The organism is Leptospira congkakensis (assembly GCF_004770265.1).
In the GTDB taxonomy this organism is placed as follows: Bacteria; Spirochaetota; Leptospiria; order Leptospirales; family Leptospiraceae; genus Leptospira_A; species Leptospira_A congkakensis.
In genome coordinates, this window is sequence record NZ_RQGQ01000016.1 from 445965 (window position 1) to 465697 (window position 19733).

Annotated in this window: 18 protein-coding genes; 8 read left to right on the top strand and 10 right to left on the bottom strand. The window is 38.6% G+C overall.

Going from position 1 to position 19733, the window contains the following annotated elements; genetic code table 11:
- Positions 1 to 147: 147 nt before the first annotated feature.
- From EHQ70_RS12465 to EHQ70_RS12490, 6 genes are all read left to right on the top strand, one after another.
- On the top strand, positions 148 to 1095 hold the full coding sequence (locus EHQ70_RS12465) for a rhomboid family intramembrane serine protease (RefSeq protein WP_135586863.1): 948 nt from the start codon (positions 148 to 150) through the stop codon (positions 1093 to 1095).
- Positions 1096 to 1144: 49 nt separating this feature from the next.
- Complete coding sequence (locus EHQ70_RS12470; protein WP_135586865.1) at positions 1145 to 1612, top strand: LIC11177 family protein; 468 nt, start codon at positions 1145 to 1147, stop codon at positions 1610 to 1612.
- Between the two features lie 264 nt (positions 1613 to 1876).
- Positions 1877 to 2458: an imidazoleglycerol-phosphate dehydratase HisB gene (gene hisB / locus EHQ70_RS12475; protein ID WP_135586867.1), complete on the top strand. Its 582-nt coding sequence runs from the start codon at positions 1877 to 1879 to the stop codon at positions 2456 to 2458.
- Positions 2455 to 3081: an imidazole glycerol phosphate synthase subunit HisH gene (gene hisH, locus EHQ70_RS12480; RefSeq protein ID WP_135586869.1), complete on the top strand. Its 627-nt coding sequence runs from the start codon at positions 2455 to 2457 to the stop codon at positions 3079 to 3081. The genes hisB and hisH overlap by 4 nt, the downstream gene beginning before the upstream one ends.
- Before the next feature lies 1 nt (position 3082).
- Positions 3083 to 3829, top strand: a complete 747-nt coding sequence (gene hisA, locus EHQ70_RS12485) for a 1-(5-phosphoribosyl)-5-[(5-phosphoribosylamino)methylideneamino]imidazole-4-carboxamide isomerase (protein WP_135586870.1) — start codon at positions 3083 to 3085, stop codon at positions 3827 to 3829.
- The gene (locus tag EHQ70_RS12490) at positions 3829 to 5061 is read left to right on the top strand and encodes a vitamin K epoxide reductase/DsbA family protein (RefSeq protein ID WP_135586872.1); all 1233 of its coding nucleotides are present in this window, start codon (positions 3829 to 3831) and stop codon (positions 5059 to 5061) included. The genes hisA and EHQ70_RS12490 overlap by 1 nt, the downstream gene beginning before the upstream one ends.
- 14 nt (positions 5062 to 5075) lie before the next feature.
- On the opposite strand, the gene EHQ70_RS12495 is transcribed toward EHQ70_RS12490, so the two are convergent.
- The 4 genes from EHQ70_RS12495 to EHQ70_RS12510 are packed head-to-tail and all read right to left on the bottom strand — an operon-like array spanning position 5076 to position 9712.
- Positions 5076 to 6068: an N-acetylneuraminate synthase family protein gene (locus EHQ70_RS12495; RefSeq protein WP_135586874.1), complete on the bottom strand. Its 993-nt coding sequence runs from the start codon at positions 6066 to 6068 to the stop codon at positions 5076 to 5078.
- Positions 6069 to 6098: 30 nt separating this feature from the next.
- Entirely contained in the window at positions 6099 to 8168 is a 2070-nt protein-coding gene (gene feoB, locus EHQ70_RS12500; protein WP_135586876.1) for a ferrous iron transport protein B, read from the bottom strand.
- On the bottom strand, positions 8165 to 8404 hold the full coding sequence (locus tag EHQ70_RS12505) for a FeoA family protein (protein WP_135586878.1): 240 nt from the start codon (positions 8402 to 8404) through the stop codon (positions 8165 to 8167). The genes feoB and EHQ70_RS12505 overlap by 4 nt, the downstream gene beginning before the upstream one ends.
- 9 nt (positions 8405 to 8413) lie before the next feature.
- On the bottom strand, positions 8414 to 9712 hold the full coding sequence (locus EHQ70_RS12510) for an ABC1 kinase family protein (protein WP_135586880.1): 1299 nt from the start codon (positions 9710 to 9712) through the stop codon (positions 8414 to 8416).
- Positions 9713 to 9827: 115 nt separating this feature from the next.
- On the opposite strand from EHQ70_RS12510, the gene EHQ70_RS12515 reads away from it, so the two are divergent.
- Positions 9828 to 11828, top strand: coding sequence for a helicase (locus tag EHQ70_RS12515; RefSeq protein WP_135586882.1), 2001 nt, complete (start codon positions 9828 to 9830; stop codon positions 11826 to 11828).
- A gap of 89 nt (positions 11829 to 11917) precedes the next feature.
- On the opposite strand, the gene EHQ70_RS12520 is transcribed toward EHQ70_RS12515, so the two are convergent.
- The 4 genes from EHQ70_RS12520 to EHQ70_RS12535 all read right to left on the bottom strand — a co-directional run bounded on the left by EHQ70_RS12520 (position 11918) and on the right by EHQ70_RS12535 (position 15902).
- Entirely contained in the window at positions 11918 to 12214 is a 297-nt protein-coding gene (locus EHQ70_RS12520; protein WP_135586884.1) for a hypothetical protein, read from the bottom strand.
- A 45-nt stretch (positions 12215 to 12259) separates the two neighbouring features.
- On the bottom strand, positions 12260 to 13861 hold the full coding sequence (gene lnt, locus EHQ70_RS12525) for an apolipoprotein N-acyltransferase (RefSeq protein ID WP_135586886.1): 1602 nt from the start codon (positions 13859 to 13861) through the stop codon (positions 12260 to 12262).
- A complete protein-coding gene (locus tag EHQ70_RS12530) occupies positions 13830 to 14879 on the bottom strand; it encodes a lipase secretion chaperone (protein WP_135586888.1) in 1050 nt (349 codons plus the stop codon). The genes lnt and EHQ70_RS12530 overlap by 32 nt, the downstream gene beginning before the upstream one ends.
- 96 nt (positions 14880 to 14975) lie before the next feature.
- On the bottom strand, positions 14976 to 15902 hold the full coding sequence (locus tag EHQ70_RS12535; protein WP_425270039.1) for an esterase/lipase family protein: 927 nt from the start codon (positions 15900 to 15902) through the stop codon (positions 14976 to 14978).
- Positions 15903 to 16093: 191 nt separating this feature from the next.
- On the opposite strand from EHQ70_RS12535, the gene EHQ70_RS12540 reads away from it, so the two are divergent.
- The gene (locus EHQ70_RS12540) at positions 16094 to 17734 is read left to right on the top strand and encodes a TPM domain-containing protein (protein ID WP_135586892.1); all 1641 of its coding nucleotides are present in this window, start codon (positions 16094 to 16096) and stop codon (positions 17732 to 17734) included.
- A gap of 83 nt (positions 17735 to 17817) precedes the next feature.
- Here the strand turns inward: EHQ70_RS12540 and EHQ70_RS12545 are convergent, their stop codons facing one another.
- Together EHQ70_RS12545 and EHQ70_RS12550 are read right to left on the bottom strand one after the other, a co-directional pair.
- Positions 17818 to 18285 (bottom strand): GNAT family N-acetyltransferase, encoded by a 468-nt coding sequence (locus EHQ70_RS12545; protein ID WP_135586894.1) that lies wholly within the window; start codon positions 18283 to 18285, stop codon positions 17818 to 17820.
- Complete coding sequence (locus tag EHQ70_RS12550) at positions 18286 to 19686, bottom strand: glycine--tRNA ligase (protein ID WP_167481713.1); 1401 nt, start codon at positions 19684 to 19686, stop codon at positions 18286 to 18288.
- Positions 19687 to 19733: the final 47 nt, after the last annotated feature.

Below are 19733 nucleotides of genomic sequence, written 5' to 3' on the forward strand. Positions count from 1 at the left end.
TTTCCGATGGTAGAAATGATTGATAATCAAGGTAAGGTCTGTTGCCTGATTTTACCTTAAGTCACTCCCGGGGGGGCGTTCCGAAAGGATTCCCCCTTTTTTTATTTCCCTTGTTTCTTTCCAAGCTGTCTAAATTCTGGAAGTTACATGAGTAGAAACCGAAGCCAGGGTCCAAGTTTGTTTGGGAATCCCATCCTTCATCCCCTGAATGTAATTCTCATCATCAATTGTCTTATTTTTTTTCTCCAATACTTTGCTAACCAACAGTTGATTTACAGATTTGGATTAACACCTGATTTTGTGTTAGGTGGTGCTATCTGGCAAGTTTTCACTTATGGATTTTTGCATGCCGTGGAACTCATTCCTTTTCACTTACTTGTGAATATGTATGGTATGTATATGTTGGGCACAAATATCATTCCCATCATTGGAAAAACTAGATTTACCATTTTGTATTTTGCCTCACAAATTGGTGCTGGAATTTTTGTGGTTCTGTCTGCCTATTTAAACGAAGTGTTAGGTGGTAATATCCCATTTTTAGAATCCATGACGACACAAACCATCGGTGCCTCTGGGGCCTTGTTTGGGGTACTTGCTCTTTTTGGAATTTTTTATCCGAATGCAGAACTCCTATTATTTATTTTTCCGGTAAAAGCGAAAAACGCTGTTTGGGTATCTCTTGTAATCGGTTATTTGATTTCACAAATTGGGAATGGTGCCATCTCCAACACTTGCCATTTGGGTGGGGCACTCACAGCTCTCCTTCTCTATAAACTTTTTCAAAAACAAATCAAACCTGGTAGTTTACCTTATATTCCAGGTTTGGAATGGGAAGCCCCAAGGGATCAAAAAACTCAGTCCAAACCAAAACCAGTAGCTGTAGAAGACCTCTTTCTAGATCAAAAAAAATACAATGAAAACATATTAGGTCAGATTCATTCTAAAAAAGATAAAACTTCAGTAATAAATTATTTACAAGGATTACAAGTGGCAAACGCCAATATCTGTCCTCCTGCTACGTATAACACCGAGGATCCGATCTGTTTGCGTTGTGAATGGTTGGCAAATTGTGCGCTTCGTAAGGTAAAAGAATAATTTTTCGTCTAATTCCTTGACAGTCTCCTCAGATAGGGATAATGAAACCATGCCTGTAGAAAAAAAATCCTCAGTGGATGAGGTTTTAAAACGCGAAAAATTATCGAAAGAATTCGAAAAAGAAAAACGTAGTTCCGAAAAAAAAGCGATCGAACAAGCAGCTGCTAAATTGTCTGCACAAAGTTCGGAAACCACAGACACAGTCAAAACATCCAAGTTCATTACTAATATTGATATTGCTTTTTCCCAAGCGAAGACTGACCTCCGGTTCTATTTTCTAAATGATGGTACGTATGCGGATGATTTCAAAAAGATGTTCCAAGAGAACGAATCTTTATTCAAACGTTATGGAATCACAAGCCAAAAGTATTTAGAATACATTCGTGAATCTTTTGACCGTTACAAAAAGATCCACGATATGATGCCTCTTGACCCTATGAAACCCAAACATTTCAAATACGTAGAAGACTCCATTGCCGAGCTTGTGCGGATGTTCAACCAACGGTTTGGGAAGTAAAATCTCCTAAAAAATTTGCCTTCAGAAAATGATGGGATTTCCCTAATTCTTTGAGAAGAATTTGCCTGTCAGTTGTTGGTTCCTATAGAGGGACTTCATTGCAGGAACATTGGAAACGCATTCTTATTTTTTCGGTCATTGCCATGGTTTATTTTTTCTGGGTATTTATTGGGTATGATTTGGCGGGGGTGATAGGCCTCGCTTCATAATCTTTCCCCACATTCTCTCTTGACACCTGGGTTTTCTACCAAACATGCTAGGAATATGGTGGAATCAAGAAAGACATCCGAAACTGACATCCGGTTGGACTTAAATGTCCGAGGAACCGGGGTCTACCAGTTTGATACAGAAATCCCGTTTTTTGAGCATATGCTCTCCCATATCTCCAAACATGGTCTCATCGATATGGATTTAAAACTCCGAGGGGATATTGGTATCGATTGCCACCACTCGGTAGAAGACACTGCCATCCTTATGGGACAAATGATCCACACCCAGTTAGGTGATAAAAAAGGAATCTTTCGTTACGGTCATTTTACCTTACCGATGGATGAGGTTCTCACAACCGTTGCTGTGGACCTAGGCGGACGTTTCTATTTTAAATACACAGGTCCACCTATGGATGGTAAATTTGGAATTTATGACGCAGAACTTTCTCTCGAGTTCCTTCAAAAATTTGCACTGAATGCTAAGATGAATTTACACGTAGTCGTACATTACGGTGAAAATCGTCACCACATCCACGAATCTATTTTTAAGGGACTCGGTAAAGCTTTACGCCAAGCAATTGCTATCGACTCACTCGCAAAAGACCAAATCCCATCTACCAAAGGAATGTTGGAGTGATTGTTGTTTTAGATTTTGGAATGGGGAATATCCATTCCTTACTCAAAGCTGTTTCTTTATACACAAGTGACTTTCAATTCACAAACGATATCGAAACAGTCAAAAAGGCAGATAAAATCATTTTGCCAGGCGATGGCCATTTTGATAAAGCCATGCAGAATTTAAATGAAGCTGGTTTTTCATCTGTATTAAAAGATCATGTGGCAGCCAATAAACCTCTATTTGGAATTTGTATCGGATATCAAGTGTTATTCGAAGATTCTGATGAAACTTCGAAACCTGGTACAACCATTCCTGGTCTTGGATTCATTCGTGGAAAAATTAGAAAGTTTGAAGGAAAACAAAACTTAAAAGTCCCTCATATGGGATGGAATAAACTTTTTGATATCAAAGCCAAAAATACAAAATTACTAAAAGGGATCTCGAATGAATCCTTTATGTATTTTATCCATTCCTACAGACCCGTTGGTGTAGATCGTTTGGATGTGACAGCTAACTGCCATTATTATGGAGAATCTTTTCCTGCAGTAGTAGAAAAAGAATCAGTATTTGGAACTCAATTTCACCCTGAAAAATCGGACGCTACAGGACTTGGAATCCTAAAAAACTTTATAGAACTTTAATATGTTAGTATTACCTGCCATTGACCTTTTAGACAACGAAGCCGTACGTTTACTCCAAGGAGATTATTCTAAAAAAACGGTTTATTCTTCTGAACCAGAAAATATGATCCAAGTTTTTGAGGAACAAGGTGCCACACTCATCCATATCGTGGACTTAAATGCTGCTAAAACAGGAAAGTCAGAAAACGAGAAGGCAATCCGTAATATCAAAGATAAATGCTCCGTAGATTTGGAGTTAGGTGGCGGAATTCGTTCTTTAGAAAATATGAAATTTTATGATGGGCTCGGGGTGTCTCGGTTCATTTTGGGAACTGTGGCTGTGGAAGATTCGTCCGTGGTGGAAAAAGGTTTAAAAGAATATGGACCAGACCGCATCGTAATTGGTGTGGATGCCAAAGACGGATTTGTCCGCACCAAAGGTTGGGAAACCAATTCCGGAATTAAATACACTGATTTTTTAAAAACAATGTATGCGATGGGAATCCGCCATGTCATCTTTACGGATATTTCGAAAGATGGGATGATGGAGGGGCCTAACACAACAGCTTATGTGGAGTTGTTATCTCTGTTTCCCGATTTGCAACTTGTGGCTTCGGGTGGGGTTTCCTCAACGCAGGATTTAGTGAATTTGTATGATGCTTCCAAAGGGAAACTTTTTGGGGCCATCACCGGAAAAGCCATTTATGAAGGAAAATTAGACCTAAAAGAAAGTATCAGGATTCTAAGTAAGAAGAGGAATGAAAATTGATGAATCGTAAGAATTTAGCATTAGCAGGAGTGATCGGTGGAGCCATTGGACTCATTGTCTCTTTCCTATTAGCAATTGAATACTTTGGCATAGGAACCGAAAATATTGCCAATTCCGCATGTTCCGCGCTAGGTGGCGGTGACTCTTGTTTGAAAGTAGCAGAGAGTTCTTATTCTGCAATCCCGGGTGTTCCCTTTTTAGGAAATGTTCCCATCGCCTTACTTGGTTTTGGTTTTTATGGATTACTAACCTATTCATTCTTTCTGATCACTAAAGCGAAATCAAACGACGAAGTATCAAAAACCATTTCTCTACTTTTCCCAGTTCTTGTTTTGGGACTGATTTTAGATTTGGTTCTATTTGGAATTTCCGTCGGAATCATTGGAACCATTTGCCAACTTTGTTTTGTGACTTACATAGTTACCATTGCGCTTCTTGCTATTTTATTCTTACTTTGGAAAACAGAAGGAAAACCGACTTTAGACATCCCAGCTGCCCTAAAAGAAGGGATCACTACTTTAGGTCTTGTTTATTTTTTCAGTTTTTCATTGGGATTTGCTACAAGCAAAATGTGGGTAAATAATGCGAGTTCCAATACATTGGCAACGTCTCGCGGGATGGACTCTGCTGAGGTTCAATCGAAAATCGCAGCGTATTTCCAAGAGCCAACACTTGGGATCCAAGTAAACGGGTCACCATTTATTGGTAAAAAAGATGCCCCGATAACAATTGTTAAATATGCAGATTACAATTGTGGACATTGTTTGCATACAAGCCATATTTTACATACAGTTCTTTCTGAATACGATGGGATGGTTCGAGTGGTTTATAAAAACTTCCCACTGGATGGAACTTGTAACCGCCTCATGCAACAACCAAGACCAGGAGCCACTTCTTGTGTGGCTGCTATTGCGGCCATTTGTGCAGACAAACAAGGGAAATTTGAACCAATGTATCGTGGGCTTTATGATAATTTGGAGAAAGGTGTTGCTCACTCTGGATCTAGTGTTGTGAATTTAGCCAATTCCATTGGACTCAACGTCAACTCTTTAAAAGCTTGTATGGCATCTAAAGAAGCACAAAACCAATTGAATGCTGAGATTGACGAAGCAGAAAAATTAAATATTCAATCCACTCCTTCTCTTTATATCAACGATAGAAAGATAGAAAGTGGAACACCAAATCCAATTTTTCTAAAAACACTTCTCGAACAAATCATTCAAAAGATGTAATTTGATTTTGGCACCTATTTAGACTTAGGTGCCAAGCGAATGGGGCCTTCTGGTAATAGAGAAGGATCTCCCACTCGCTCCAATTCCCAAGAATCCAAAATATTTTTATCCTTTGTATGTAAGGCCGGCCTTAAACTAAGAACAGAATTTCCCTTTTTGTATAAGGACCTTCTTCCATAAAACCAACCACCTGTTTCTTCAGGATGTGTGTTCTTCCCATACGCACCACCCATTTCAAAACTTAGTTTTAGGTCTTCGGCAAGTCTTGTGAACATTGTTGGATCCATCGAGATCCCATGATCTGGGCCTTCTAGATTTCGATCTAAGGTAAAATGTTTTTCAAAAACAACAGCACCAAGGCCACAGGCAACTGACGAAGCCAAGGTTCCATCAGAATGATCACTAAAACCGACAACATAATCTGTTGTATCCAAATAAAATGGAATCGACTGAAGGTTTACTTTGTTTAAGGGAGTAGGATACATTGAAACACAATGGAGAAGGCAAGTTTCTGTTCCATGTTTCCTAAATAGGGAAATGGCCCTTGTCACTTCTTCGGGTAAAGCTGCTCCTGTAGACACGATCAGAGGTTTTCCCGACTGAATGGCTTTATTCAGCAAAGGTAAATTTACAATATCACCAGATGCAATCTTTAAAACAGGAACATCTAGTCCACATAACAAATCTACTGCGGAATCACAAAGAGGTGTGGAAAAAAAATCAAGACCCAAATCGAGAGCTGTTTTTTGGAATTCTTTGTGTTTTGTTTCGTTTAATTCGTATTGTTTGAAAATGTCATACAGAAATTTGACATCGGGATTCGATTGGTCTATGAATTCTTCTGTTCTATAGGTTTGGAATTTGACAGCGTGGGCTCCCGATTCTTTTGCTTTTGCAATGGTTCGTTTTCCAATCTCAAGATCTGCGTTGTGGTTCAGTCCAATTTCTGCAACCAAGTAGGGTGCGGATCGTCTCGTAAGAGTTTTTTTTCCAATATGAAAATCCAAGGGTAACCTCTTGGATTCATTGTCGGCAGTTTAAACAAATCCTAAAATCTTTCCCAATTGAAATATTAGAAAGGAAGAAGTAATAGCAAGGATTGTCATATATAAAAACTGAACGATAGGCCAAAAGATGGTTCCCGTTTCTTTTTTGGTTACAGCCAGGGTTGACATACACTGACTGGCAAAGGCAAAAAATACCAGAAGTGATACACCGGAAAGGGGGGTCCAAACAAGCGATCCATCGGCCCTTTTTTCCGTGCGTAGTGTGGAACGTAACGATTCACCTTCTTCGTTTTCCTCTGAACCATATAGCACAGCTAAGGTGGAAACCATTACTTCACGTGCGGCAAAAGAAGTTAAAATTGAAATTCCAATTTTCCAATCAAAACCAAGAGGTTCGATGGCAGGTTCCATAACCTTTCCTATGGTTCCGATATAGGAAGTTTCAATGGGACTAGTTTCCCATTCGTTATTTTTATATTCAGCAGGGAAATGACTGAGAAACCAAAGAAGAACTGAAATGTATAAAATGACTTGGCCCGCAGTGGATAAAAATGATTTTACCTTTCCGTAAACAGTATGAAACAAACTTTTTAAAGAGGGAAGATTGTATCTGGGGAGTTCCATCACAAAGTAAGAAGAATCTTCTTTAAATACTGTTTTACGAAAGATAAAGGCAAATCCAAAGCTGGCAATCATCCCAAGAAAAAACATAGAAAACAAAACGAAACCTTGGATATTAAAAATTCCGAAAACAGGAGGAAAACTAAATACGGTTCCCACTATCAAAATATAAACGGGATATCTTGCAGAGCACATCACAAGAGGTGAAACCATAATCGTTGTAAAACGATCGGATTTGTTTTCTATGGTTCTGGTTCCGAGGATTGCGGGAACGGCACAAGCAGCAGAAGAAAGTAGAGGGATAAATGATTTTCCCGAGAGTCCAAATTTCCCCATCACTCGGTCCATTAAAAAACTAGCACGTGCTAAATATCCAGATTCTTCCAAAATTCCAATGAATAGAAATAAAAGGGCAATCTGAGGTATAAAAACGATAACACTTCCGACACCGCCAATGATTCCTTCCGTTATCAGAGATCTGAGAAGGCCTTCCTCGACAAAGGCCTCGGCAAATGATTGTAAGTTGGCGATTCCAAGTTCAATAAGATCCATAGGGATTTCTGCAAAACTAAATAGGCTTTGGAAAAGAAGTCCCATTAAAAGAAAAAAACAAACAAAACCTAGGATTGGATGTAATAAAACCAGATCCAATTTTTCTTCTAGGCTTCCTGGAATGGATTTTGGATAAGTAATCACTTCTGCCAAAACTTTTTTGATAAAGAAGGATCGGTAGATCATTTCTTCTTGGTAATAAAAAGAATATCCTTTGTTTTCGATCTCGGATCTTAACCAATTTCTTGTTTCTTCTGGGAACTTAAAAAAGTAACGTTCTTCGTTTAAATGTGGGTCTTTGTTGATGTATTTTAAAGATTGGGATAAAAAGAATTCTGCTTCGTTGGAATTGATTCCCAGTTTTTGTTTCGCCGTTTTAAGAAAGGTTTCTTCCTTGGTTCCCCAATTCCAAAGTCTTGAATGTTTTTGAAAGTTGTTTGGATTTTTTAAAATTTCTTTTAGAGTATCGATTCCATCGCCTGATTTTGCATTCACAAGTAGGAATGGTAACCCTATCTGCTTTTTTAGTTTTTCTAAATCCAATTGGATTCTTTTTTTTTCGAGTACATCTTTCATTGTGAGAACCACAATAGTGGGGACTCCCATATCGATGATTTGAAGTAAAAACTGAAGTCCTCTCTCTAAATTCAATGCATCTAAAACATAAATGACTTGTTCTTCTGGTTCTCTTGTTAATAATACTTCGTAAGCAATTTTTTTGTCTTCGGCAACTCCTCCAAGGCCGTATGTTCCCGGTAAGTCAGTGATTACAAAATCGGAACCATCCAAACTAAGAGTTCCTTCTCTTTTTTCTACGGTGACTCCACTAAAGTTTCCTGTTTTTTGTTTGAGGCCTGTAAGTTGATTGAAGAGTGTTGATTTTCCACAATTGGGATTTCCAACTAAATAAATTTTTTTATTTTTCATGTTTGTTTTATTTTGATTTGAATCGCTTTTCCGTCTGCGATTCGTAAAGCAATAGTGGTTCCACTCAAAATACAAACCATCTTCCCTAGAAGTAAGGACTTATCTTTTAAAGTGATTTCGGCTCCAGGGAAAAAACCAAGTTCCAATAATTCAGTTAACATTGGTTTTGGGAGTTTTTTGGAATCTAAGGAAACAATTTCTGCTACTTCCCCAATTTTTAAATCTTGTATAGTCATTTATATTGTTTATGAAATAGCAAACTTTTGTGTGTCGCGGAATAAGTTGATTTCTGGAGCAATTGATTTAACATATCTATCAAAGTATAACATCTGTTTCATGAGGAGGGCAAATTCTCGTGGAATTTTTAATCCATTTTTTTCGGCAATTTCCTTCATGTCATACATGATTCGATTGAGCCTAGATTCGTCAAACATCTCATTGTCGGTCAAATGCACATACACCGATTCTAATTCATTAAATACGGAATCTAATTCTTTGGCTAATACGCTTGGATTGACTCCACTATCGGTTGAATCCATTTCTACAAGCCCTTGTGCAACTAATGTAGATTCACCAATACCAATCCCTTGGGTAAATAACATTAATCCTTTCCAAATTCTAGGAGAGATTCTTCCTACAATTCCAAAATCGATAAAACCAATGGTTCCATCTTTTAGAATCATTAAATTTCCTGCATGTACATCTGCATGAAAAAAACCTTGGTTGGATAGAGATGAAAACCAAATTTCAAGAGCATCACTTAGAACCTTTCTAGGATTGTTTGTGAATTTGCGAAGACCGGCTTCATCAGTGATGGGAACACCATAGAATCTTTCCATAGTTAAAACTTTTTTGGATGAAAGGGTATGATAAACTCTAGGAACGCGCGCTCTCGATTCCTTCACACGTAATAAATAATTTTCAAACTCTTCTATATTCTTGGCTTCTTGTATAAAATCGATTTCTTGTAAGATTGAAATTTGAAATTCTTCAAACATAGCCGTAAGTCCTGATTTTTTAAATTCAGGAGCAATGAAGGCCAAAATTTTGGTAAGGATTCCCAAAATCTGCATGTCAGTTTTTAAAGTTAGGTGGACATCAGGCCTTTGGACTTTGACAACCACATCTAGACCTTCTTTTGTGACTGCCGCGTGGACTTGGGCAATGGATGCCGAAGCTAAGGGAGTTTCCTCAAAACTATGAAACAAAGTTTCTAGTTTCCCACCCAATTCGCGTTCTACGGAGGATCGAATGTCTCTGTAAGCTACTGGTCGAACCGAGTCCAAACAAGCTTGCATTTCCTCTACATATTCCTTGGGGAAGAGGGAAGGAGCACTGGCAATGAACTGTCCGAGTTTGATGTATGTGGCTCCCAGGTTGGAAAACGCGTCTCTTAAGGTGATGGCAATTTCTCTGTGGTTTGGTTCTCCCTTCGCCAGCTGGGCGAGAATCCCAATTGCCTTGGAAGTGAAGACAAAACTGGAATGGGCGACTCGAAGGCTTGATTGCCAACCAAAAGAAACTAGTTCAGAAAGGGAATCCATACGCCCTAATTTGAGACCTAAATCGGGATTGGAAACGAGAAAATCCCCTTCGCTCCTGCAATTGAAATAGAGTTGCAGGATTAGGTCTCAAACAAAAACTTATCAAATCACACCCATGAGCCAAGAAACTGTCCTGTACCAAGAGTTAGAGAAACTCGATCTGAACGAGATCAAAAAAATCGCCAGCCTTTGGAACATCCAAAAGATCCCGGGAAAGGACAAAAAATCGACTATTTTGGGTCTTATGGAGATTTTCCAGAATGAATTTTACCTAAAAGGGGTTCTGGAAAAGTTCACACCCCTACAAGTCAACATTCTGACCTCCATATTGAAGAATAAAGGGGTGATGACCCTTGGTGAAATTTCTAGAAAGGTAAACATTCCTCCAATCAACGTGGAAATGGAACTGAACGTTCTTAGAAAATATTATCTTTTATACCAAAGAAAAAATCGCGAACGTCTTACTAACAATTTAGATAAATACCATGCTTATGATGAATACTTAAGACTCATCAAAGTAGAAACAAATCCTAAGGGAGAAAAATTCAAATTCTCCACTGAGAAGGCTTTGCACAAAGCCACACTTGCTGAACTTCCTGAAGAATGGAAAGAAGCTGTTGGTGCCAAAAAAGGCGAACAGATTGAAACATTCTTAAAGAACGCACTAGCACCAGAGTTTCTTCAAAAATTGATCGAAGAACTTTCTGATTTTGATAAAGATGTACTCCATCAGATTTACATTCACGGTGGTGTGATAGAAGCGGATACCATTCGTAACTATATCACAGTCAATCGTGGTAGATTTGAACAAACTATCCCTCACCTAACATCTCTTTATCTTGTTCGTGATTTATACTACGTAGAAGATAAATTCATTCGGGTGATTGTCATTCCAAAAGAAATTTTGGATCATTTACAGTTTTCTCCTATTTTACCTCCGGTAAAAAAGGGAACTCGAGTTCGTCAGGAAAAAATTTCTGCCAATGGACTCGATTTTTTCTTAAACGTAAAAAAACTCATTTCTTATATTTCACGTAAAGGTTTGAACCTTGCAAAATCAGGAAAAATCAAACAGGCAGATCACAAAAGAACGGAAACAGAACTTTTATCTCCCGATATAGAAATTTTCCCTGAGAAAAGCCAAGTTTATCAAATCGAACTCATCCTTCCTATTCTAAAACTTTTAGGATATGTGGATATCAAAGGTGAGAACGTAATTCTGATTCAAGAAACAGATGAGTTTCTAAAAAAAGATATCTTTGAAATTATGAAACTTGTCATTCATGAAGTGAATGAAGCAAGAACACGCCGCCTGAATCCTGCAGAAGTATTTACTGCCACCGAAGTTCCGTTCTACGAAAAGGGAATTTTGGACAAAACTGTAAAACTCATTATGGCACATGGAAAGATCAACACATCGGTCATCTTTTCACATATCATTCGTGATCATTTGGTTTTTTCACCAACCTTCCAAATCAAAACTTATGAAGAAGATTTGGCTGACTTACGTAAAGAAATCATCTCTGCCATTTTCTATTTACAACTGTTTGGGTTGATTGAGGTGGAATATCCACAACGAAATCTAAGCCTTTCTGAACTCGGCGCCCATTACTTCAATCACGAAGCACTTGTTACAGTAACGGAAAAGGGTGGAATTACCATCAACCCAGACTTCTCGATCATTGCTTTCCCTGATCGAGTGTCTTTGAATGGAATCCATTTATTAAAAGCTTTTTGTGAATTGAAAGATTATGATAGAGTTTATACTTTTTTACTCACTAAAGATAGTTTCCAATTGGGGATCCTTCTTGGTTACGATAAAGAAACCTTTATCCATTTCTTAAGAGAATCTTCCAAAGCAGAACTAGCGCAGAATTTACTGTTCTTATTGGATGATTGGGGTAACAACCTTCCAATCGTAACCATTACAGAAGATTCTGTCCTCCTTAGAACCAAAGATTCCCAGGTAATGGAATTACTCCTCGGCCAAATCAAAGGTAAAAAGTTTGTATTGGAAGAAGTAAGCCCAACGGGGATCATCATTGAGAAGTCCAAAGTGATGGAAGTGATCACGATTGCTGAGAAACTCAATATGATCATACGACTCAATCGATAGATTTTTAAAATTGCCCTCTAAACAAAAAAAGACCAACTTTCGTTGGTCTTTTTTTTTTATCCAGCTGCCTAGAACAGACGTTATTTTGGTTATTTTTTTTCGCCGACAGTAAGTTCTGGATCGGTGATTTTAATTTTGTTTTTAAAATCCCATTTGCGAAACGGAGAGACTGCATCCAAACGTTCTTGTGTCACAAAGAACAATCTTTCGCCGTATTTAACAAGCCCACCTTTGTAATAAGCATATTTCGTTTTGTGGTCTACCATTCCCACTTCTACGACCTTATTCCAATCTTCGCAGGTTTTTAAAGAAGGTACCTTTCTGAGATACAATTCCTTAATAGAGTTTTCTTTCACCGCATCGCGAAGTATTTTTTCCCATTCCATATTCGAATAGCCTTTCTTTCCTCACCTAAATTTCAATTTCATTTTTCATTTTATCGTACTATCAGACGTAGACTTGCGGAAAAAAACCAAAAATAAAAGCAAAACGGCCATGAATCGCCATGGTCCTGGGCCGAATTGGATATAAGGAGTGGTTCTGTCTTTCTCAACAGTGGGAAGATCTAAATATCCAATGGCTTTTTGGAATGTTTGTAATTCTCCCATTATCTCTCTTCCCCATGGGTCAAAAGCAGTGGTGATGCCTGTGACTGCAACGCGGACAACGGGTCTACCTGATTCGATGGAACGAAGCCTTCCGGCTCCTGCATGTTGTTTGGTTTCCGTTTGGCTTTCAAACCAGGAATCATTGGTAAGGTTGAGAATAAATTCCGAAGGGGAATGTTTGACAACCGCTCGAACCAAATCAGGGTACAAAACTTCATAACAAATCAAAGGACTGAATGTTACCGTCTCTCCAATTTTTGTTTGAAAAGTTAAAGCCTCTGTTAGTTTTCCTGGAATGTGATTGCTAGACTCAGGAAAAATTTTCCGAAGCCATGGAATTTGGTTTTCGCCTGGTAAATACTCTCCAAAGGGTAATAAAATTTGTTTGTATCGTCTTTCGGAAACAAGAGAGACCTGGTGGAGAACTGTGAGAGAGTTTCTGGATCCTTCCTCCCAAACAAGTTCATTAAAAACAAGAGGGGTATTACTCGTTCTGACTAAACTTGTTGTAACGTCCACAAAACTTTTGCTATACGTTGAATGCGGATCTTTGGAGTCAATAGTCCCTAGGAAAGGGATGGCAGATTCTGGTAACACGAGTAAATCGATTGGTTTAGATGCATTACGAATGGCTTCCAGGCCAATATCATAAACGGATTGGATGGTTCTAGTCATCCAAACTTGGTCTTCTTGAATTTCTCTTTTCGCATAGGGAGTATTTGGTTGGATGAGTGCGAGGTGGATGGTCGGGCCCTGGGGTATGGTTTCTGCTAGGAAATATAAATTGAGCAGGAAAAAACAAAAAATAGGAATCAAATAAGAAAAATAATGTCTGATCCCTCTATCCGACTTTAAAAGCATCAAATATAGAAGAGCTGCCGAGAAAATAGAAACAAATCCTAAAACCTCAGTTCCAAACCTTGCCATCTGTCGCCAGAAGATATTGTTTCGAAACAAATCTCCCCAATACACAGGAAAAACCATGGGGCAAATCCAATCGGAAATTAAAAATAACGAGGGAAGGACAAATAAAAAAAAATGAGAATCTTTGATTGTCTTTTGTTTTGTTAGAAAAAGAGATCCAAAAAAAACAATTCCTACTTTATAGAAAGATACGAGTGCATAAATCAAAAAGAGAATTATAGAAACAAAAAATCCTTGGCCGGAAATATTACGAATCGCAGTCCAAATCCAATGGAAACTTGTCAATGTCACAAGGAACGAAAACAAAAAAGTAGCATAGATAGTTTGTTTCCAACTAGCCTTGAGGGTAAGTTGTTTGGTGAAATACAAAAGTAGAAAAATACAAAGAAACCCTGCGGAAGCAAATCCGAAGGGTTCTAACGCCAGAGCAAATAAAATTGCGACTGGAAAAAGTAAAAGAAGGGGATATTTAATTTGCGGAATTTTTGAGTGTTTTCTCATATTCCATTCTTCTTGAATATTCCTCTGCTAATTCCTTACTTCCTAAGGTTTGAATTCTAAGATCCATTAACTTTTTTTCACGTTCTGATTCAGAAAGATTGGGATAGTTTTTTAAGAGATTTTTTTCTTCCACTTGGAGTTTGGAAATTTTTTCTTCTTCTTCCTTCATCTCTTTTAGAACCTTTTCCATCCGATCGTTTCCATCTTTACCAAAGTAACGAATCCGAACTTCTTTTTCTTTCGTTTCTCTTTCCGAACCAGATAACTTTGAAAGTTCAATCTGTCTTAAATCCATTTCGTTTTCAAACTTATCATACATCGGCTCTCTTGCGGCTACTGCATTGTAGTAGGTTCCAAAAGATTTTTTGCGATAGTCTTCATACAAACGAATCCTTTCATCTGCCTTGACGTTCTTTGTTTCATCTAAGAAATTTTTCCGATTAAAACTAAAGTCAGCAGTTGCTTCTTCTAAACCGAAAATGAGTTCTGCATCTTCTTTAGCAAAATACTTCCGACGAAGTTGTTTGATTTGTTCGTATCTTTCTTGGTTGGTATAGGACTTACTTGACGGATCAAGATTCACCATAGCTTCTTCGTATTTTAAATAATTAGAAAGCATGGCGACGAGTCGTTTTGCCTCTTCCCCGCCGTATTCATTTTGGAGAAAGGCTTTGATGTATTCATGGCATTGTTCACGGGTGCTGCCTTCCGGGCATTGGCGGCGTAGGTTCCAAAGTTCTGAAACTAAATTCAACTCACCGGATTTGGCACGTGCTAGGATTTCATCAAAGCGAAGGAACTGTCCATCGGCTGAAAAAATAGTTTTTGCCGACTCTAAGTAAAATGGATCCACAGAAAAACCATCACTTTGCGTGCGAAAGTATGATTCCGCTTTGTCATTTGGATTTTCATCAGCATTAGTTTCTAATTCGCCTGGACTGAAGATTCGATAAACGATAAAGATTAGGAGTAGGGCTCCAATGGCATAACTTAAATAACGTAAATTTTTAACATTCATGGGAGATGGTATCGTAGTAAAGGATGGGATTGTACTTCTGGAAACAAAAAAACCCAAGCATCCGCTTGGGTTTTCTTAAAAAATTTCGGACGTGAATTACTGGTTCGACTTCATGTTGGAAGCCATATTCAAGTAGAAACCTTCTACGTCATACCAAAGACTTCCTGAGCGGAGAGTGTTAGATACTTGTAAGTGGTCAATCCCTGTAGTGAAGATTCCATAAGAAGGTCCACCTTTCCAAGTTCCCCATTTTTGTGAAGAAAGCGGAACGAGTCCATCGTTAGTGAATCCTTGTCCTTGGAAAAGTCCACCAGCCCCACAAGCAGGGTGAAGGATTCCCATAAGTGGGTGTTGGATGAGGTCAGGGATCGTGATAGAAGATCCATAAGAGAAATACTTCACACCTGATTTGTTTGGAGTGTATCCGTTAAAAGCAGTGAGTCCGTCTTTACTTAAAGAAGCTAATGCTGCGAGTGCATTTTGTTGGCTAGCACCACCATAAACAATTTTTACAAGAGTTTCTACGATACTTGCTACGAACGGTTGGATCCAACTTGGAAGAACATTTTTTACGATGTCTGCAATTGGTGATCCGTAGTGAGGAGTGTTAAGAGTGGTAAGAGTTGCTGTACGACCAGAAAGTCCTAGGTTAGAAACTGCGTAACGGCTATCGAGTCCACCTTGAGAGTGACCGAGAATGTGGAATTTTCCAGTGTAGTTTGTAGCAGCCGAATATGTAAGAATGGCTGCTTTTAGTTCCGCAGCACGCACTTCGTTGGAGTTGGCAGCAGTTTTACCAGGAGCAAATACGGTTGCGCCTTGGCTTCTGAGGTAATCATCTGTTCCACCCCAGTAGTTTACGATGCTGATGATTCCACCGGAGTTTTCGCCCCAGCCGAATAGACCATGAGAAAGGATGATAGGATAAGTGCCTGCGAGTGGCTTAGAAGAAGAACCGGAACTAGCGAGAACGGGAGCTGTAAACGCAAATGTTATAAGAATGGCTAAAAGACCTTTACGAATCATATATATTTCACCTCTGAATTTTCTAAGATAAAACTGTGTCAATTTGCCTCATTTGGGGCAAGAATATTTTTGAAGCGAATTCAAAAAAAAGACCAGTTTCTCGTTTTAATTGAACATCTTTAGTTATAAGTTTTCTCTCTTAAAAACTCTTCTTGCCAAAGATTCGTAAGGTTCGTAATTTCTTTCGCATGAAATTGACCCATAAGAATTGGATCTTCATTGGAATCTTTTATTCTCTCCTCTTTTCATCGTTCACTCAAACTATATTGGCAAGGGATGTAAGGATCTTAACAGATCATCTCACTGATGAAGTGGGGATTTTGTCTCTGGAAAACCAAAACCAAATCATAAACATACTTTCCCGTATGGAAACAAAAACATCGGCTCAAATGTATGTTTATGTCATTCCCAGTTTAGAAGGTGAAAATCTAGAATCCTATTCGGTCGCTGTAGCAGAAAAATCTAAGTTGGGACAAAAGGATAAGGACAACGGAGTGTTGGTTTTACTTTCTACGGGAGATCGCAAAGTTCGCATTGAAGTAGGTTATGGTTTAGAGGAAACATTAACCGATGTTTTGTCCAATCGAATCATACGTAATGTGATGATTCCTGAATTTAAAAAAGGAGAAATGGCGATTGGACTCGTGGCAGGTGTCGGTGCCATCGAAACAATTCTTTATGGAGACAAAGAGAGTAATCCTGCCTTATCAACCGATTATCCCAATGGGATAGGGACGGCATTGTCAAACGATTCTACTCCAAAAAATTTTGCTTATACACTCGGGATTTTACTCCTTACCGGGATCATTTATTATGTGTTAAAGGAAAACGATACCTTTAAAGGGAAGAAGTGGTTGGAAGTATTGTATGGGTTTCTTGTTTTTTCTGGTCTTTGTTATTTTTTCCCCGATGCTTTGTTTTATCTTTTTTGCTTAGCGATTGTAGTCGGGAATTTGTATCTACTTTATGGTATTTGGTCTCCGCTCTCTTATTTATATTCCTTTCTTTCTATCGCATTTTGGATTCCCTTTTTACATTTTACCTTCAAGATAAATGGAGAAGCTTTGTCTTGGGTCATTGGATGCCTTGGTTTTATTTTGTTAGCATTTAAGATTACTTTAGATGATGTCATCAAAGAAAAATTTAATCAAATTGCCAAAGGTTGGGGGATGAGTTCTAAAGGATTGTTTTTGCATATCCTTTCATTTTTAAGTTTTGGATTTTCCATTCTCTCTTTTGGGGAAGGGAAACCATTGGTATATATAGTTTTTTACCAAGGCCTGATTTTATTTACCATTTATGGTTTGGGATTTCGATCCTTTAGTTTCAAACCCGTACATTACTTTATAGCCTTAGTCCTTTGGCTTTCTCTTGTATCGGGACTTAGTTTTTATTGGCAAACACCCACGGAATCTACTCAAACAAAGAATATAGAAACGATGGTAATTTGGTTTCAATGGTTCCATTGTTTTGTTGGTGGTTATATTTTAGCAAAAGCAATCGAAGTGGATTCTTGGAAATATAGATTTCTCAAATATCTTCTGATTTCTTTTGTATGGACTTTGGGTTTTTCCATCCATAGTTTTTTGGGATACTCTGCAAATAGATTTGTTTTTACTTTTCTATTATCCTACGTTTCCTTACTGATCCTTCATTTTCTTTATATCATTGCCAATGAATCCAGAAGTGGTTCTGATTCATCGTATTCATCTGGCAGTAGTTCGAGTTCTTCTTCCTATTCTTCTTCTGGCTCTAGCAGTTCCTCTAGTTCTTCGTCAGGAGGTGGCGGTGGCAGTTTTGGTGGTGGGGGAAGTTCAGGAAGTTGGTGAGATTCATTCTTTTGCATCTCTTGGTTTAAACACAAATCTACAAGTGGGTCTTTGGGATTTGGGTAAGGGCCAAATATAAATATTTATTGCACACGTTTGCGGTAACGAATGTAAAACCTTTCGAACTTAGAATTGTCCCAGAACTTTACTGCTTCTTCGTTTTGCAAGATAGCCCGAAGTTCGATTGTGGGAATGGATTTTTCTATGCACCAAAGATCTACATCTTTCAAAAGTTCAGACATATATCCTTTTTTCTTTTTCCCGAGTTTGGTGACGGCAAGATCGATAAATAGGCTTCTTTCTTCTTCGAGATGGGGTTTTTCTTCCACTCGTCCAATCAATAAGGACACAAGTTCTGAATCTACAAAAACCCCACGCATATACACTTTTCCGGTGCCAATGAGTTTGAAATAGATATCAGTAAATTTTGTAGCAGCGCGGGGACGGATGCGGAATAAACCATCTAACTCGAGTTCGTTTACTTTTCGGTAAAACTGATTTACGAGTTCGATGGTTTGGTTTCTATCAGATTCGTTTAAGTCTCTTAGCACCTACACCATTCTGTTAATGAGGTAAGATTTGATTTCCGTAAGTGGGATTCTTTCTTGTTTCATCGAATCTCTTTCTCGGATGGTGACGGTTCCATCACTCATGGTATCATAATCCACTGTGATGCAGAAAGGAGTTCCTATTTCATCGTGGCGACGATACCTTTTTCCAATGGCACCACTATCATCGTAATCTACATACCAATGGTTGCGAAGGTCCGCATAAATTTCTTTGGCTTTGGCATCGAGTCCATCTTTTTTCATCAGAGGGAAAATAGCCACTTTCATTGGGCTCACACGTTTTCCAAAACGAAGGACAGTGCGAATTTCATCCTTTTCCAACTTCTCTTCTTCGTAAGCATCACAAAGCACGGCAAGGAAGAGTCGGTTGAGACCGAGTGCAGGTTCTACAACATAAGGAAGGTATTTTTTCTTATTATCCAAATCATGATACATCAAATCTTCTGAAGAAAATTTTTCATGTTGGGTGAGGTCATAATCGGTTCTCGAAGCCACACCCCAAAGTTCACCCCAACCAAATGGATATTTGTATTCGATATCACTTGTGGAATCACTATAAAAAGAAAGTTCTTCTTTTTCGTGTTCTCTCACGCGTAGGTTTTCTTTTTTAAGTCCTACCACATTCACAAGCCAATCCATGCAGTAGTCCACCCAATACTTGAACCATTCTTTTTGAGTCCCTGGTTCGCAGAAAAATTCCATTTCCATTTGTTCGAATTCACGAGTACGAAAGATAAACTGGCGAGCCATGATTTCGTTTCGAAAAGACTTTCCAATTTGTGCGATTCCAAACGGAACTTTTTTCCGCGCGATTTGGGTTACATTTTTAAAATTAATAAAAATCCCTTGTGCGGTTTCTGGACGAAGGTAGATGTCTGTGGCTCCTTCTTCTGAGGCACCGTGCGATGTTTTGAACATCAAATTGAACTGGCGAGCATCGGTAAAACTTCCCGCAGTTCCACAAGTGGGGCAGGCGTATCCCTTGTCTCTGATGGTATTTGTCAGTTCTTCTAAACTTTTTCCCGTGGCAGCACCTTCGCCTTCCTTATCTTCCAAAAATTTGTCCACCCGCACGCGAGTTTTACATTTTTTGCAATCCATCAGAGGATCATTGAAGTTGGAAATATGGCCAGAAGCTTCCCAAACGCGTGGGTGGAGGAGGATGGAGGAATCGAGCCCCAAAACATCGTCCCGTCTGTGAACAAAGTATTCCCACCAAAGTCGTTTTAGATTGTTTAATACTTCAATTCCGTTCGGGCCATAGTCAAATGTATTGGAAAGGCCTCCGTAAATTTCGGATCCTGGGAAAACAAATCCCCTTCTTTTGGAGACTGCAACTATGGGTTTGAGCGACTGCTCTTCTTTCTCTTTCGGCTGTGCCATATCCGCCAAATTTTTTGTTTTCCATGAAAATTCAAAGTATTTTCCTT